The 15462-nt window shown below is 46.0% G+C and carries 15 protein-coding genes; all 15 read right to left on the reverse strand.

Going from position 1 to position 15462, the window contains the following annotated elements; genetic code table 11:
* Nucleotides 1–87: 87 nt before the first annotated feature.
* A complete protein-coding gene (locus tag DESPCE1_RS0119850) occupies nucleotides 88–1116 on the reverse strand; it encodes a hypothetical protein (protein ID WP_014795783.1) in 1029 nt (342 codons plus the stop codon).
* 112 nt (nucleotides 1117–1228) lie between these two features.
* Nucleotides 1229–2416, reverse strand: coding sequence for a S41 family peptidase (locus DESPCE1_RS0119855; RefSeq protein ID WP_014795784.1), 1188 nt, complete (start codon nucleotides 2414–2416; stop codon nucleotides 1229–1231).
* A gap of 330 nt (nucleotides 2417–2746) precedes the next feature.
* On the reverse strand, nucleotides 2747–3880 hold the full coding sequence (locus DESPCE1_RS0119860) for a murein hydrolase activator EnvC (RefSeq protein ID WP_019851474.1): 1134 nt from the start codon (nucleotides 3878–3880) through the stop codon (nucleotides 2747–2749).
* 19 nt (nucleotides 3881–3899) lie between these two features.
* Entirely contained in the window at nucleotides 3900–4784 is an 885-nt protein-coding gene (gene ftsX / locus DESPCE1_RS0119865; protein ID WP_019851475.1) for a permease-like cell division protein FtsX, read from the reverse strand.
* On the reverse strand, nucleotides 4774–5460 hold the full coding sequence (gene ftsE, locus DESPCE1_RS0119870) for a cell division ATP-binding protein FtsE (protein WP_014795787.1): 687 nt from the start codon (nucleotides 5458–5460) through the stop codon (nucleotides 4774–4776). The genes ftsX and ftsE overlap by 11 nt, the downstream gene beginning before the upstream one ends.
* A 176-nt stretch (nucleotides 5461–5636) precedes the next feature.
* Nucleotides 5637–5900 (reverse strand): hypothetical protein, encoded by a 264-nt coding sequence (locus tag DESPCE1_RS0119875; RefSeq protein WP_019851476.1) that lies wholly within the window; start codon nucleotides 5898–5900, stop codon nucleotides 5637–5639.
* Between the two features lie 36 nt (nucleotides 5901–5936).
* Nucleotides 5937–6872 (reverse strand): transketolase family protein, encoded by a 936-nt coding sequence (locus DESPCE1_RS0119880; RefSeq protein ID WP_019851477.1) that lies wholly within the window; start codon nucleotides 6870–6872, stop codon nucleotides 5937–5939.
* On the reverse strand, nucleotides 6865–7698 hold the full coding sequence (locus DESPCE1_RS0119885) for a transketolase (RefSeq protein ID WP_019851478.1): 834 nt from the start codon (nucleotides 7696–7698) through the stop codon (nucleotides 6865–6867). The genes DESPCE1_RS0119880 and DESPCE1_RS0119885 overlap by 8 nt, the downstream gene beginning before the upstream one ends.
* A 210-nt stretch (nucleotides 7699–7908) precedes the next feature.
* Nucleotides 7909–9016 (reverse strand): peptide chain release factor 2 gene (prfB, locus tag DESPCE1_RS0119890; RefSeq protein ID WP_172637638.1). Its coding sequence is split into 2 segments (ribosomal slippage): nucleotides 7909–8946 and nucleotides 8948–9016, totalling 1107 coding nucleotides; the frame shifts between segments, so codons are not numbered across the junction.
* A gap of 94 nt (nucleotides 9017–9110) precedes the next feature.
* Nucleotides 9111–11615, reverse strand: coding sequence for a preprotein translocase subunit SecA (gene secA, locus DESPCE1_RS0119895; protein WP_014795791.1), 2505 nt, complete (start codon nucleotides 11613–11615; stop codon nucleotides 9111–9113).
* Nucleotides 11616–11848: 233 nt separating this feature from the next.
* Nucleotides 11849–12376: a ribosome hibernation-promoting factor, HPF/YfiA family gene (hpf, locus tag DESPCE1_RS0119900; RefSeq protein ID WP_014795792.1), complete on the reverse strand. Its 528-nt coding sequence runs from the start codon at nucleotides 12374–12376 to the stop codon at nucleotides 11849–11851.
* A gap of 202 nt (nucleotides 12377–12578) precedes the next feature.
* Nucleotides 12579–12776, reverse strand: coding sequence for a cold shock domain-containing protein (locus DESPCE1_RS0119905; RefSeq protein ID WP_014795793.1), 198 nt, complete (start codon nucleotides 12774–12776; stop codon nucleotides 12579–12581).
* A 233-nt stretch (nucleotides 12777–13009) separates the two neighbouring features.
* The gene (locus tag DESPCE1_RS0119910; protein WP_019851480.1) at nucleotides 13010–13729 is read right to left on the reverse strand and encodes an amino acid ABC transporter ATP-binding protein; all 720 of its coding nucleotides are present in this window, start codon (nucleotides 13727–13729) and stop codon (nucleotides 13010–13012) included.
* On the reverse strand, nucleotides 13716–14390 hold the full coding sequence (locus DESPCE1_RS0119915) for an amino acid ABC transporter permease (protein ID WP_019851481.1): 675 nt from the start codon (nucleotides 14388–14390) through the stop codon (nucleotides 13716–13718). Before DESPCE1_RS0119915 ends, DESPCE1_RS0119910 begins: the two co-directional genes overlap by 14 nt.
* Nucleotides 14391–14594: 204 nt before the next feature.
* Nucleotides 14595–15404, reverse strand: coding sequence for a basic amino acid ABC transporter substrate-binding protein (locus DESPCE1_RS0119920; RefSeq protein WP_019851482.1), 810 nt, complete (start codon nucleotides 15402–15404; stop codon nucleotides 14595–14597).
* Nucleotides 15405–15462 lie beyond the last annotated feature (58 nt).

The following is a 15462-nucleotide window of genomic DNA, read 5'->3' on the forward strand; positions in this document are numbered from 1 at the left end:
GAGTATTTCTAGTCTTCCCTTGATTGTATGAAATATGAAAGGCAACTGCTGTCAATCAATGGTATGACTCTGAAGGTCATTCTTTTTTTATAGGTTTTTGGGGTCCATATCTCTTAAAGCAGAACTTAATAAATCCGTTTTCATACTATCCACTTGATCGAAGTCAACCGTTTTCGTATACATGGATTTAAGTTTATCTCTCAACTTCTGGGTGCCCAGAAGGGCTTCTCTGAGATCATTGCTAAAAGGACGCCCAAGTCCTTGATCCCCTAGATGCTCCGGATCCCCTTGCCAGATGGTTAGCTTTCTTTCTGGAAAAACGATGCCCAGAATCTCATCAGGGTAAAGAGGATGTAAGACAATATCAATAACCTGCCCCAGCTGTTCCGCTTCTTTCAAAACCCATTCCATAGCTTCATGTGCCTCTTCCCCATCGAAACGAATCTGGTCATAGTCTGTCAAGAAATAAGGGGCTAAGTTCAGCCAGCCCTCCGTACTAATTCCATGAAGAAAGAAGGATTGAACGGCACTCTTCTGGATTTTTTTCAAGGCATCCTGAGCCTTGCTCCAGGGGCCTTTTGCCTCTTTAAATAAATTTGAAGCATAAAGCTTCGGCAACCAAGGTCTACCACCTTCGGCCTTTAAATAAAACCTTTCTCGGATTCTTTCTCCGAATTCCTCGGCTAAAATTTCGCCTATTTTCTGTTGCCCATGTTTGATCTTTTCCTCAAGCTCAAGGATTCCCAATCTTTGTTGCTCAAGCTTTCCTTGATTGCAATATCTGGAAAAATCAATAAAACGCTCAATCACCCCAGGTGCGCGCCAATGTAGAGGTGCGATCTCATATTGATCAAGGATTGCCCAGTTGAAACGGCGAATAAGCACTCCCGCCATAGAATCCGGATCCCAGGCGGAGCGAAGAAAATCAACCTCATACCCGCGATCAAGAAGGTCCAGTCCAATCATCTTAATCATGGTGGATTTGCCTGTTCCCGGCCCTCCAATCAGGACATAAGTACGTTCCCATTCTGACATCATATTGGGTAGAAGCGATATGTATCCGCGATTGGTAATCCCCTCTGCAAAGTAATGTCGTCCATTGGGTTTATTCCCCATGTCCTTTCCCCCTTGAAATTTTGCTTGCGGTGTAGTGTATGCATAAGGGAGGTCAGGGGTCACAGGATTTTGGGGAAAACAAAAAGCGGGACAGAAATCTGTCCCACTGCAGCTATTCCATTTTTTGACGAAGCGCCTTCAGTGCTTCCGTAAGCTGGGTATCGAAGGCTTTTGTGGTAGGAGAAAGAGTCGCTTCTTCTCCATCCTTTAGCTTCACTTGTACATCGGGCTCGATGCCCTTTTTATGGATATCTATCTTATTAGGAGTCAAATACTTCGCGGTGGTCAGCTTCACGCTGGTCCCGCTATCCAGTTGGTAAATCGTCTGCACAATCCCTTTACCAAAGGTCTTGACGCCTACAAGGGTGCCTGTTCCACGATCTCTAATCGCCCCTGAAACAATTTCAGCAGCAGAGGCACTTTCTTCGTTAACTAAAACCACAAAAGGAATGCCTAAATAATTACCTTCTGAAGCCTTGGTTACGGTGTTGCCTCCTTTATCTACAATATAGACGATGGGGCCAGGTTGAACAAAGTAACTGGTTACTCCCACAGCGGATTCCAATTCTCCGCCATGGTTATAGCGTAAATCCAAGATCATCCCTTTGTAACGGCTGATATCCATATTTCGCAGAACTTCATTAAGTTCAAGAGCTGTATTAGAGGAAAACTGTGAAATTCCGATATAAGCTATATCCGAGTTCCCTGGCAACGCCAGTCCTTCCACCGTGGGTACTGCTATATTTTCCCGGGTTAAAGGGACGGTAACATTTCGCTTAATGCTTTCTCGATAGACCACCAGAGTAACTTTGGTCCCCGGATCCCCACGCATTAGGGATACCGCTTTTTCCTGATCGATGGTGGTAGCGTCCACATCATCGATCTTAATAATAACATCCCCGGGCTGTAGTCCGGCTTTAGCCGCCGGGGTATTTTTGATGGGTCTCAGCACCACAAGCTTTTGAGGATCCTTCAGACTTAAAATAATCCCCACCCCGCCAAATTTCCCTTCAATCTGTTGCATGAGCTCTTCATTCTCTTGAGCATTCATATAACTTGAATAGGGATCGCCCAAGGAATCCACAATTCCTTTAGTGGCACCATCAATCAGGGTGTCTACAGGCACTTCCTCCAGATAGTCACTTTTAACAAGCTGGACCACTTTTGCTAAGCGTCCTACATGATCCAGATGAGTTACAATGAACCCTCCGACAGCCACCGTAAAAATCAAACTCCCTATGACAAGAACCCATCCCAAGTTTTTCAAATACTCTTTCCATCGACTCTCCTGCAAATCCATATCCCCTTCCTACACTGATCCGATCCCAATCATCTTATGTTCCTTTCTTGGGACGTTTTTTACCGTGACTCATCTCTTGATCTTTGGTAGGAGATAAGTGGCGGGCTTTTATTATTTTTTATATTATATGCCTATCCACTTCAGGACATACTTATTTTAAAGAAACCTTGGCTTGTGCCAAGCCTGTATAGGCGCGGGCAGAAGCCTTAGTTGCACTTATACTCCTGAGAGTGCAAAGTAAACCAGGCTTCGCATTTGTCGCTTCATAGAAGGCATAAGAATGCGGAGCCTTTGGTTGCCCTTGTGCTTCCGCAGACTCATTCTTTCTGTTTAGCGAAAAAATTGCATAGGATCCGTAGACTCCCCTTTTATACGCACTTCAAAGTGAAGATGAGACCCCGTGCTCCAGCCTGTTGAGCCAGCATACGCCACCACATCGCCGGCCTTCACCATATCTCCTACTTTAACGGCCAGCTTGGAATTGTGTCCATAAAGAGTGGTGTATCCCCCTCCATGATCGACGATAACAGCATTTCCGTAGGCTCCATACCAATCGGCCATAATGACTTCCCCATTCCCTGCTGCCAAGACTTTCGTCCCAGTGGGAGCGGGGAGGTCCGTCCCGGTATGCAGGCTCTTCTTTTTCGTTATAGGGTGAATCCGCCAGCCATAGGCGTCGCTGATTTCATAGTATCCGGGTAAGGGATAGGTGCTGATGGTTCCATGAACCACACCTGAATTGGCGGTTAATTTGCGGATCTTTTCGGCAATTGCGTTAGAGTCCGCTTCCATTTGCTCGATTTGTTCAAAAATATCACTTTGAGCCTTTTTATTGGTATCCAGGGCTACTTGGTGCTCCTTCTTCTTGGCATCCAGTTCTGCTTTGGCTTTCTCTGCTTCAGCCTTAAGCTTGGCGGCTTCATCCCGGTGGGCTTGCAATACTTTCGTCTCTTCTTCGATTCTTGCCTTTTCCAAGCCAATATCGGTTAGAATCTTCTGGTCATTGTCAATCAAACGGTTAAAATACTCCACCCGGGTGATAAAATCACTGAGGTCCTCTGCTTCAAAAAGAATTTCCAGATAGCTGACTTGACCTACCTGATAGATTTCTTTGACCCGTTTCCGCAGCACCTCTTGGCGATTGGCCAGTTCTTCCTCTCGCTGCTTTAACTCCTGCTCGGATTGGTTCACTGCCTCCACAGCCTGGTTATAAGCAACCTGTTTTTCATTCAAGCTATTCGTCGCTACGGTAATCTGAGTTGCTAAACTCTTAATCTGATTTTGAAGTTTATCGGCAGTATGGGTAAGATTGTTCAGCTGGCTGCGGGCCTGTTCTCCCTTCTTCTGCAGCTCCCTTTGTTCTTTTATGGCGTCCTCTAATTCCCCGGCTTGAAGTGGAATGACGGAACCTGCAAGCAATACTGTTGTAAGTAAAAAGGCTATTGCTCCTCTTTTCTTGGTCATTTTTTTCCCTCCTTGATCATTAAACCTTCAGGAAACGTCTTAAGGAAATCACGCTTCCTGCCGCACCTATTCCCATACTTAAAAGGACGATGGAACCCAGTACCTTTCCGATGAGCCCTGCTTCGTTAACCACGGGCATAAAGGCCAACGTGGTTTGTATGTACTTAGCCAGCCAATCATAGCCGAACCCCACCAGCAGGATAGCCAACAAACCCCCTGCCAATCCTAAAAACATCCCCTCCAAGATAAAGGGCCAGCGAATAAAGGCATTGCTCGCCCCGACCAGCTTCATAATCTCAATTTCCTTACGACGGGAAAAAACATTCATCTTAATGTTTAAAGAGATCAAAATCAGGGAGGCGATGGCAAACAGCCCTACCACCGTTGTTCCCGCCCAGCGGAGCCACTTGGTAAACTTCAGCAAGGGCTCTACCAGGTTTTTCCCATAGACTACATTATCCACACCGGTCAGCTTAGTAATCCGGTCGGCCACACTTTCAACTTGCTGCGGGTCCACTACATGGACGGTATATTTATCCGGGAAAGGGTTCGTGCCCCCTAAATCCGAGACAATGGTCGTGGAACTCATCGAACCGGAAAAATTCTTCAAAGCCTGCTCTTTCGGAACAAACTCAATAGTGTCCACCCCCGCCAAGCCTTTGAGCTTCTCACCCAAAGCCCCGACCTCTTGAGAATTCAAATCATCCTGAGCAAACACGGCAATCTGCAGTTCGGATTCAAAGTCCGAAGCCAGATTCGAGGCATTGAGCAAGAAGAACACCGATGCTCCTAAAATGACCATAGAGATCATCACCGTCAGCACTGAAGCAATACTTAACCATAAATTTCTGCGAATAGAGTGAGTTACTTCGCGAAATATGTACTCGAGAGAATTAAACGCCATATCCATAAGCCCCCTGCTTCTGATCACGTGCAACTTTTCCATCTTCAATCGCTATGACACGCTTCTGCATTTGATCGACGATATCCCGGGCATGAGTGGCCATCACAATGGTCGTTCCTCTGCGATTAATATTATAGAGCAGCTCCATAATCTCCCAGGCAGTCTCCGGGTCCAGATTACCCGTAGGTTCATCCGCCACTAAAAGGGAGGGATTGTTGACAATAGCTCTGGCTACCGAAACCCTCTGCTGCTCCCCTCCGGATAACTCATGAGGAAAGGCTTTCTCTTTATTGGCTAAGCCCACAAGCTCCAGAACTTTCTTCGTCCGGCTCTTGACCTCCCGATTGCCAACACCGATAACCTCCAAGGCAAAGGCCACATTTTCAAAGGCCGTTTTATTGGGTAAAAGACGAAAGTCCTGGAATATAACGCCAATATTTCTACGCAGATGGGGAACCTCCCGTTCCCGCATACGAATCATACTTTTACCATTCATGGTCACTTGACCGCGGGTGGGCAATTCCTCACGGTAGAGCAAGCGGATCAGGGTGGATTTCCCCGCACCACTGGGTCCCACCAGAAAAATAAACTCCCCTTTGTCTATTTTTAGACTAATATCGACAAGGGCCTTGGCGCCGTTCGGATAGATCTTCGATACATTCGTCATTTGGATCATTTTTTCCTAGGCCTCCTTGAATTCTCCTTGAGCTCCCATTTTATCCAAACCTATAAGGTAATTCGACATGAGGTATGGATTTCCTGTTATCAAAATGCCAAAAACTTATTTCAAAGAAGAAGTTGGGGGTAAAAGAAAAAACCCGATTCGAAAAATCGGGTTTATAACACTATGGGTTACAGATTCTCTTTTAAAGCTTTCTCCAATGCTGAAAATTTTGTCTCCGCTTCATCCTCATCAATGAACCAAAGGCAACCATCATTAGGCTCTTCGCGATTGAAGGTGTGAATCAGGCCATTTTTTATTGTATTGCCCCATGCCACAAAAAATTGTGTTGGAGAATTCACGGGATTGACACCCGTACCCAAATAAATAAGAATCCCATTCACTTCGGTTTGTCGAAGAATATTAGCTTTAGTCATACCACAGGGATTACTCAAAACCTATCCCTCCCCGCTCCTACCTTTTGGGAATCTCTATTTCCTGGCAATAACCGCTTTCACTGCTTCCACAACTTCCTTTTTGGTCAAGCCGTATTTCTCCAACAACTCCAAAGGACGGCCAGATTCACCAAAAGTATCCTTCATCCCAACCCGTACTAAAGGAGTAGGTCTATATTCACTTAAGACTTCGGCCACTGCGCTTCCCAAACCGCCAATAATATTATGCTCTTCGGCAGTGACTGCCGCACCGGTCTTTTCGGCACAAGCGACGATGGTCTCCACATCGAGAGGCTTTACGGAAGCCACATTAACCACCGCAACATCAAGTCCTTCTTCTTCAAGGTCCTGAGCAGCTTCCAAAGCTGCTGCCACCATGACTCCGTTAGCAAAAACGACACAGTCCGAGCCTTCCCGAAGGACATTGGCTTTGCCGATCTCAAACTTATAGTTATCATCAAAGAGCAGAGGAACATCTAGCCGGCCCATACGGATATAGACAGGGCCTTCATAGTCTGCAGCTGCGCGGATGACTTGCCGGGTTTCTTCCCCATCTGCAGGCACTAATACGGTCATATTGGGTACAGCCCTCATAATGGCCACATCCTCCACCGCCTGGTGAGATCCTCCGTCCTCACCAACAGTAACACCGGCATGGGTGGCGGCGATTTTAACATTTAATTTCGGATAGGCGATAGAGTTGCGAATCTGCTCAAAGGCCCGTCCTGTGGCAAAAATGGCAAACGTGCTGGCAAAGGGAATCTTCCCCGCCGCTGCCAAACCTGCCGCTGTGCCCATAAGGTTGGCTTCCGCGATTCCCATATTAAAAAACCGTTCCGGATAATGCTTTGCAAAATCAGCAGTCTTCGTGGATTTAGACAGGTCCGCATCCAAAACAACGATATCTTTATTTTCTGCCCCTAAGGTCACTAAGGCCTTACCATAGGCATCCCGTGTTGCTTGTTTAGCCAAGGCGTGCCGCCTCCTCTCCTAATTCCTTCAAGGCTTGCTCTGCTTGTTCGGCATTAGGTGCGTTCCCATGCCAGCCCACTTGGTTTTCCATAAAGGACACCCCTTTACCCTTGACGGTCCGGGCAATAAGAATGGTGGGTTTTCCTTTTATACTTTTAGCTTCGGCAAAGGCAGCCAGTAGATCTTCTATATCATGTCCATCCACCTCGATGACATGCCAGCCAAAAGCCTTCCATTTGTCGTTCAAAGGATCGGAGGACATAATTTTGTCCGTTGTTCCGTCAATTTGCAGACCGTTGTAGTCGAGAACGGCAATGACATTATCCAGCTTATAGTGAGCTGCAGCCATAGCTGCCTCCCACACTTGGCCTTCCGCCATTTCACCGTCTCCTAAGACGACATAGACCCGGAAATCCTTCTTGTCCAATTTTCCGGCAAGAGCCATCCCATTGGCTGCAGAAAGCCCTTGGCCCAAAGAGCCCGTGGACATATCCACACCGGGGACTTTCTTCATATCCGGATGACCTTGCAGAATCCGACCGGTTTGGCGCAGTCCCAGGATTTCCTCTTTGGGAAAGAAGCCCTTTTCAACAAGGGCTGCATAAAGCACCGGTGCAGCATGTCCCTTAGCTAATACAAAGCGATCCCGATCAACCCAATGGGGATCCTCCGGATTAACGTTCATCTCATGAAAATACAGAACCGCTAGTATGTCCGCAGCAGATAGGCTGCCTCCAGGATGACCTGATTTGGCCGGCACAAGCATGGTAATAATATCCTGGCGTATTTGATTGGCCATTCGTTTGAGTTCAATCACACTCACCATAATCCCTCCATTTATGTGGTTGACAAAGCATCCTATTAAAACCAGTTTTCTATAGTATCTCATTTTAAAGTCGAAAACTCATAGAATATCTAAAAAATCGCCAACATTTATATTCTATGAGTTTAAAAGGCTTGGCTCATGGCCAAGCCTCATCTTTACACATCTTGCTTCAGCTTATATTTTACTTTGCATACTACATCTGATCTCAGCTTACTGAGCGGCTTTTGTCTTTTGCAGGTAAGCAGCGATAAACTGGTCAATCTCTCCGTCCATAACAGCTCCGGTATTCGCTGTTTCCTCGTTGGTCCGGTGATCCTTGACCATATTATAAGGATGGAACACATAGGAACGAATCTGGCTTCCCCAAGCAATATCTTGTTGTTCTCCACGAATCTCGGAAATCTCATCTTCCTGCTGCTTGCGTTTCAGCTCCAAGAGCTTGGCTTGCAGGATACGCAAGCAATAGGCTCTGTTTTGAATCTGAGAACGCTCGCTTTGGGACTGAACCACAATCCCCGTGGGTAAGTGAGTGATCCGAACTGCGGAGCTTGTCTTATTCACATGCTGTCCACCCGCACCGCTGGCACGGTAGGTATCCACTTTGAGATCCTCGGTCGGAATTTGAATCTCTGCATTATCCTCCATCACCTCAGGTATAACATCCACAGATGCAAAGGAGGTATGACGTCGTCCTGAAGCGTCAAAAGGAGATATCCGCACCAAGCGGTGAACTCCTTTCTCTGCTTTCAAATAGCCATAGGCATTTTCTCCTGCAAAGGATAGGGTTGCACTCTTTACTCCTGCTTCATCGCCGGGCAGAAAATCCATGATTTCTACTTTATAACCATGGCGTTCTCCATAGCGGATATACATTCGATACAGCATGGATACCCAATCCTGAGCTTCCGTACCACCGGCTCCCGCATGAAGAGTCAGAATGGCGTTATTGCGATCATAAGGGCCGCTCAAAAGGATCTCCAGTTCTAACCCGTCCAGGCTTTGTTGAAGGGCTAAAATTCCTTCCTCAAGTTCAGGCTCAAGGGATTCATCCTTTTCTTCCACTGCCATTTGATAGAGGGTTAGCATATCATCCAATTGCTGCTTTAAGGTGTAATAGGTTTTGACTTTCTCCTGCTGATAAGAAAGTTCCTGCATGACTTTTTGAGCCGCTTCGGGGTTATCCCAAAAGTCCGGCCTTTGTAGTTCGATCTCTAAGATACTGATTTTATCCTCACGCTGAGGGACGTCAAAGTGAAACCCTCAAATCAGCTAAGCGCATTTCTAAACTTTCCAGCTCTTTTTTCCATTCAAATATCACTTAACGTTCACCACCTTATCGTTTTCGAAAAGTAAGGCATATTGCAGCCCAGGGCCTCATTATGCCTTACGAGTTTTCCTTTATAAAAAGTGCTCTAATTTTCTGATCCGCAGCATTTTTTGTATTTCTTGCCGCTGCCGCAGGGACAGGGATCGTTGCGGCCTATTTGAGGCCCCTCATTATGGACCGGGCGTGCCGGCTGTTCCTCATCCCGGTTGGTGCGGACATGCTGAGGCTCTTCCGGCGTTTGCTCCGTCACTTGAGGTGTCACCCTCATAATATAGCGGATCGTGTCTTCTTGAATTGAACTGATCATGCCCTGGAACATATCGTAAGCTTCACGACGATATTCCACCAAGGGATTCTTTTGGCCATAAGCTCTCAGACCAATACCTTCTCTGAGCATATCCATGGCATCCAAGTGATCCATCCACTTCTTATCCACTACTTGCAGCATAACGGCCCGCTCGATTTCCCTCATGAGCTCTTCACCAAAGGCTGTTTCACGGGTTTTGTAATGAGCTTGAGCGCTTTCCAGAAGCATTTCCACGATTTCTTCTTTTTCCATGCTCCCGACTTGTTCCGCGGTGATATCGTGATTGGGCAAGAAGAGGTTTTCTACATACTCCAGGAAGCTGTTGAGATCCCATTCTTCTGGATAGGGACTCTGTGCCCCAAACATATCCACCGTTTCCCGAACCACTTTTTCCAGCATATCCGCAATGCTCTCCTGAATGTTGCCACCCATAAGAACTTGACGGCGTTGGGCGTAGATGACTTCCCGCTGAAGATTCATCACATCATCATAATCAAGAACATGCTTCCGGATTTCAAAGTTTCTATTTTCCACTCGGCGTTGAGCTGTCTCTACGGAACGGCTGATCATCTTGGACGTAATGGGGATGGAGTCATCCATTCCTAATTTATCCATCATACCCGTGATATTATCCGCACCAAAGAGGCGCATCAAATCGTCTTCCAAGGAAAGGAAAAATTGGGAAGAGCCCGGGTCTCCTTGACGCCCGGCACGACCACGGAGCTGATTATCAATCCGGCGGGATTCGTGGCGCTCTGTACCTATGATATGCAGACCACCCAATTCGGCTACTTCTTCCCCAAGGATAATATCCGTACCACGACCTGCCATGTTGGTGGCGATGGTGACCATGCCCTTCAAGCCGGCTCCGGCAATAATCTCGGCTTCTTTCTCATGAAACTTTGCATTCAAGACCTGATGAGGTATACCGCGGCGCTCCAACATGCTGCTTAAGCGCTCGGACTTTTCCACCGATACGGTTCCCACAAGAACCGGTTGTCCTTTTTTGTGGCGTTCGATGATCTCCTCAACCACCGCTTTGAACTTACCGTCCTCAGTCCGATAGACCACATCGGATATATCCGCGCGAATCATGGGCTTATTGGTGGGGATCTCAACTACATCTAATTTATAAATCTTCTTGAATTCCGGCTCTTCCGTCATAGCGGTACCGGTCATACCGGCAAGCTTTTCAAACATCCGGAAATAGTTCTGGAAGGTAATGGTCGCCAAGGTTTGGGATTCTTTTTCGATCTTTACTTTTTCCTTAGCTTCAATCGCCTGGTGTAAGCCTTCGGAATAACGGCGCCCAAACATAAGACGTCCGGTAAATTCATCAACAATGATGACCTGTCCATCCTTAACCACGTAATCCCGGTCCCTTTTAAAGAGGGCATGGGCTTTTAATCCCTGGTTCACATGATGAGCCAACTCTGTGTGCAGATCATCAAAGAGATTCTCCACTGAGAGCATAGTTTCAACCCTGCTAACTCCTTGTTCAGTCAGGGTAACAACCCGGTCTTTTTCGTTAACATTATAGTCTTCTTCCGGCTTTAAGCGAGGGATAATCATCGCGATTCGGTCATAGAGCTCTGTAGGCTTGTCCGCCTCCCCGGAAATAATCAAAGGGGTACGAGCTTCGTCAATCAAAATGGAGTCCACTTCGTCCACAATGGCATAATGAAGTTCCCGCTGAACCAATCCATCGGGTCGGGTCACCATATTATCACGTAAGTAATCAAAGCCAAATTCATTATTGGTACCATAGGTTATATCTGCAGCATAGCTTTCCCGCCGCTGAACATAATTTAATCCATGGACAATGAGACCCACAGATAGCCCTAAGAACTGGTGAATGCGGCCCATCATTTCGCTGTCACGACGGGCAAGATAGTCGTTGACGGTAACAATATGCACGCCACGACCAGTCAATGCATTCAAATAGGATGGAAGGGTTGCAACCAAGGTTTTTCCTTCCCCAGTACGCATCTCTGCAATCCGGCCATCATGAAGGACCATGCCGCCGATCAGCTGCACATCGTAGTGCCGTTGTCCATTGACACGCCAGGAAGCCTCTCGAACCACTGCAAATGCCTCAGGCAAAAGGCTGTCAAGACTCTCTCCATTCTCCAGCCGTTGTTTAAATTCATCGGTCTTGGCACGTAGCTGTTCATCCGACAGCGCCTTGATTTCCGGCTCTAAGTCATTAATCGCAGCAACCTTTTTCTGATACTTTTTAATCTCACGAGCATTGTCATCAAAAAGTTTATTTAAGAAACCCATTATTGACCACCTTTCCATCTGTCCAAGGGTATCAACTCATTTTATCATTCTCATCTACAGGGTGCAAGCTAATAGCATCATAGCCCGGCTTAAATCTCTTGCTAAATTCTGTAGGAATGTCCTAAAACAACCATATGCACGCAAGAATGGTCTACGCTTGTAGACCATTCGTTTTGAATACGCTTATTTAACTTTATCCTAGGCTCCCAATTTCTGCAGCTCGCCGATTAAAATCAATCTTCGGGCTCTAAGAGACCATAATCGCCTAATCTCCGGCGATAAACCACATTGATGGCATTCGTATCCATGTTAGTAAAGGCGTAGAAATTATGTCCTACCAAATTCATCTGCATAATGGCTTCTTCCACGGACATAGGTTTGGTACCAAACTTTTTATGACGGACAACTTCTTCAGTTTCGTCCTCATGGAGAGCAGGATGCTCAATTTCATGATCTTTGAGAACTTTAGTGCGCATCCGTTTGTTAATCCGAGTGCGGTACTTATCAATTTGACGCTCCAGTTTTTCCACTACCAGGTCGATGGAGGCATACATATCTCCGCTTTCTTCCTCACCTCGAAGAATCATGCCATGAAGGGGTGCAGTGACCTCAACACGATGCCGGCCTTCCTCTACTAGCAGGGTTACTTTAACATCCATAAACTCGTCAGAGTATTTTTCCAATTTGCCTACCCTTTTCAAAACGTACTCTTTCAGGGCATCGGTAACTTCCATTTGTTTGCCGCGAACGCTGATGTTCATAGTAAAACCCCCCTTAATATCTGCTTACTATATTATTCCCTCTTCCCGCAAAAAATCCTTCCAAAACTTTCTTCTCTTTTAACTAAATTTCCATTATAAAAAAGAAGAATCGTTGTAAATTATTCCAACAATCCTTCTTTTTATTCATGTGATAGTAACTTTCTCAAAACTCAATGAAGCAGCTCTTCCTTTTCGCTATCACTTATCTCGCTTGCACATTAGAAGCCTGTTCTCCCCTCGGACCTTGGATAATGTCGAATTCCACACCTTGACCTTCTTCTAAAGTACGGAAGCCGTCACCCATGATAGAAGAGAAATGAACGAAAATATCCTGTCCATGATCTCCTTCGATAAATCCATACCCTTTTTGTTTGCTAAACCACTTTACTTTACCCAGCACAGAAAAAAACCTCCTTGATTCCTTGACAGCTCCGGCCATCTGCCAAAAGCTAGTCTCTTATGAAGGATGCCCAGGAGGACGCTAATCTAAACCTTTTTTTGGCAAATTTTTTCATGCTCCCTTTGCTTTATAAGAGATCTTTTCGTAACACAAAAGCTGATGCAGGACTCTATGGACCACAGCATCAGCTTTTCTGAAGAGATATTGCAAACAAAATCTGCACTATTTATAATCTAAAGGATCTTACTCAAGAAGGATTGAGTGCGAGGATTCTGAGGGTTACCAAAGAGGTCTTCAGGGGATCCTTCCTCCATGATTTTCCCCTCATCCATGAAGATCACTCGATCTCCCACTTCTCGGGCAAAGCCCATTTCATGAGTGACCACAACCATGGTCATGCCTTCCCGAGCCAGATCCTTCATGACGGCCAAAACTTCTCCCACCATCTCGGGATCAAGGGCCGAAGTGGGTTCATCAAAGAGCATGACTTTAGGACGCATGGCGAGAGCCCTTGCAATAGCGACCCGCTGCTGCTGTCCCCCGGAGAGTCGATCCGGATACTCATGGGCCTTATCTACCAAGCCCACTTTTTTCAATAGCTCCATGGCGAGCCATTCTGTTTCCTGCTTGTTGGTCTTGCGAACAGTTTCCGGAGCTAAGGTAATGTTCTCCAAAGCCGTCTTATGGGGAAACAGATTAAACCTTTGAAAAACCATCCCCACTTCCCGCCGTATAGCATTCACATTGGTTTCCGAATTCAAAGGAATACCATCCACGACAATTTCTCCGGCAGTGGCCTCCTCCAGCTTGTTGAGGCAACGCAAGAAAGTACTTTTCCCCGAGCCGCTGGGGCCGATAACCACCACAACTTCTTTCTCTTTAATATGACAATCAATTCCGCGCAAGACTTCAAGTTTGCCAAAATGCTTATGCAGATTCTTAACGGTTATCACTTTTACCGAGCCTCCTCTCTGTATAATTCACGAACCGAGAAAGGATCAGGGTCATGACCAGATAGAATAAGGCCACTTCTAAATAAATAACAAAGGGTTGATAGGTCCGACTTACAATGAGTTTTCCGGTATACATAAGATCCTGAAGCGCAATGATGGACACCAAGGACGAGTCCTTAAGCAAGGCAATAAATTCATTGCCCAAAGGAGGGATAACCCGTTTAAATGCCTGCGGCAGAATGACATACCTCATGGCTTGACCATGACTCATTCCCAAAGACCTTGCCGCTTCCCCTTGCCCCTTATCAATGGACTGAATCCCGGCCCGGAAAATCTCCGCAATATAGGCTCCCGAGTTAAGGCCCATAGCCAATATGCCCGCGATAAACTGGTAATTATTGGGGATCTGAAAATTTAGGAGTTGAGGAACCGCAAAGTACACCATGAGGATTTGTACTAAAAGGGGTGTCCCTCTAAAAAAATCAATATAGGCTATAGCAAAGCCACGTAAAATCCGGCTATTGGACAAGCGCATTAAAGCCATAAACAGGCCGATGACAATCCCCATAGCTACAGCCCCAGCCGTAAGCTCTAGGGTAATCACTGTCCCTTTCAGTAAAGGCCTAAGGCTATCAATCATCAATTCCCAACGGAGTTCCACACCCTCATCCTCCTTATATAGTGCACATTTTTAAGTCCTTCTTTGATTCTTTGGTAATTATACATTTCATCGCAAGTTTATTCAAGAATTATTGTTCAGGCATTTTTCTCCAACGGTCTGTCCGGCATCCTGTAAAATGAGCATCATAGTCAAACAAAACGCCCAGCATTGCTAGGCGTTTTGAGTCATCATTCTGAGCCGGGCTTAGAACTTAGGAGCATCCTCATTAAACCAGCTCTTATAGATCTCGTTGTATCTTCCACTGTCCATGAGTTTCTTTAAAGAAGCATTTACCTGATCGGCTAATTCTTTGTTATCAAGCTTAAAGGCGATGCCAAAATACTCTTTGGGGAAGTTACTGGGTAACACTTCAATATCCATGTTCGGATTCTGTTCAATGAAATATTGGAAGATTGGAAAATCAGCCACTACAGCATCCGAACCACCGATCATCATATCGTTGATGGCATCACCGATGGTTTCGAACTTCTTAGGATCAATTCCAAATTCAATAACTACATCCTGACCCGTAGTTCCTTGCTGAACACCCACCTTTTTACCTATTAAATCCTGCTCAGATTTAATAGCGGAACCTTTCTTTACAGCGATAATTTGAGCGGATTCAAAATAGGGATCACTGAAAAGCACCGACTTAGCGCGTTCGTCGGTGATCGTCATAGCAGAAATAGCTGCATCATATTTCCCTTGACCGACGGCTGTGACTAAGCCATCAAAGGAAGATGACTCAAATTTAACAGTGTATCCCATGTCCTTACCGATCTCGTTCATTAAATCGATATCAAAGCCTGTGGGATTTTGTTTTTTGTCCATAAATTCAAAAGGTGCATACTCAATAGCGGAACCGATCTTCAGTACTTTTTCTTCTCCCGCATTCGCTCCATTATTCGCTCCATTGTTAGCAGGAGGCTGGCTTTGGTTACCGCCGCAGCCTGTAAGAGCGAGCAAGCCCATCATGACCACCGCAATGATCCCATGACGTACATTCTTTTTCATTTTTATCCCTCTCCTTTTACTCTTCCTTTTTACTTTACTTATCCAACGGGCAAAACAT

Origin of the sequence: Desulfitobacterium sp. PCE1 (assembly GCF_000384015.1) — a bacterium.
Classification (GTDB): Bacteria; Bacillota; Desulfitobacteriia; order Desulfitobacteriales; family Desulfitobacteriaceae; genus Desulfitobacterium; species Desulfitobacterium dehalogenans.

Excerpts from the sequence above, each read along its gene's own strand:
- ftsE (WP_014795787.1), bottom strand. The coding sequence starts at position 5,460 with ATGATCCAAATGACGAATGTATCGAAGATCTATCCGAACGGCGCCAAG.
- DESPCE1_RS0119850 (WP_014795783.1), bottom strand. The coding sequence starts at position 1,116 with ATGGGGAATAAACCCAATGGACGACATTACTTTGCAGAGGGGATTACC.
- DESPCE1_RS0119860 (WP_019851474.1), bottom strand. The coding sequence starts at position 3,880 with ATGACCAAGAAAAGAGGAGCAATAGCCTTTTTACTTACAACAGTATTG.
- DESPCE1_RS0119885 (WP_019851478.1), bottom strand. The coding sequence starts at position 7,698 with ATGGTGAGTGTGATTGAACTCAAACGAATGGCCAATCAAATACGCCAG.
- hpf (WP_014795792.1), bottom strand. The coding sequence starts at position 12,376 with ATGAACATCAGCGTTCGCGGCAAACAAATGGAAGTTACCGATGCCCTG.
- DESPCE1_RS0119920 (WP_019851482.1), bottom strand. The coding sequence starts at position 15,404 with ATGAAAAAGAATGTACGTCATGGGATCATTGCGGTGGTCATGATGGGC.
- DESPCE1_RS0119855 (WP_014795784.1), bottom strand. The coding sequence starts at position 2,416 with ATGGATTTGCAGGAGAGTCGATGGAAAGAGTATTTGAAAAACTTGGGA.
- secA (WP_014795791.1), bottom strand. The coding sequence starts at position 11,615 with ATGGGTTTCTTAAATAAACTTTTTGATGACAATGCTCGTGAGATTAAA.
- ftsX (WP_019851475.1), bottom strand. The coding sequence starts at position 4,784 with ATGGCGTTTAATTCTCTCGAGTACATATTTCGCGAAGTAACTCACTCT.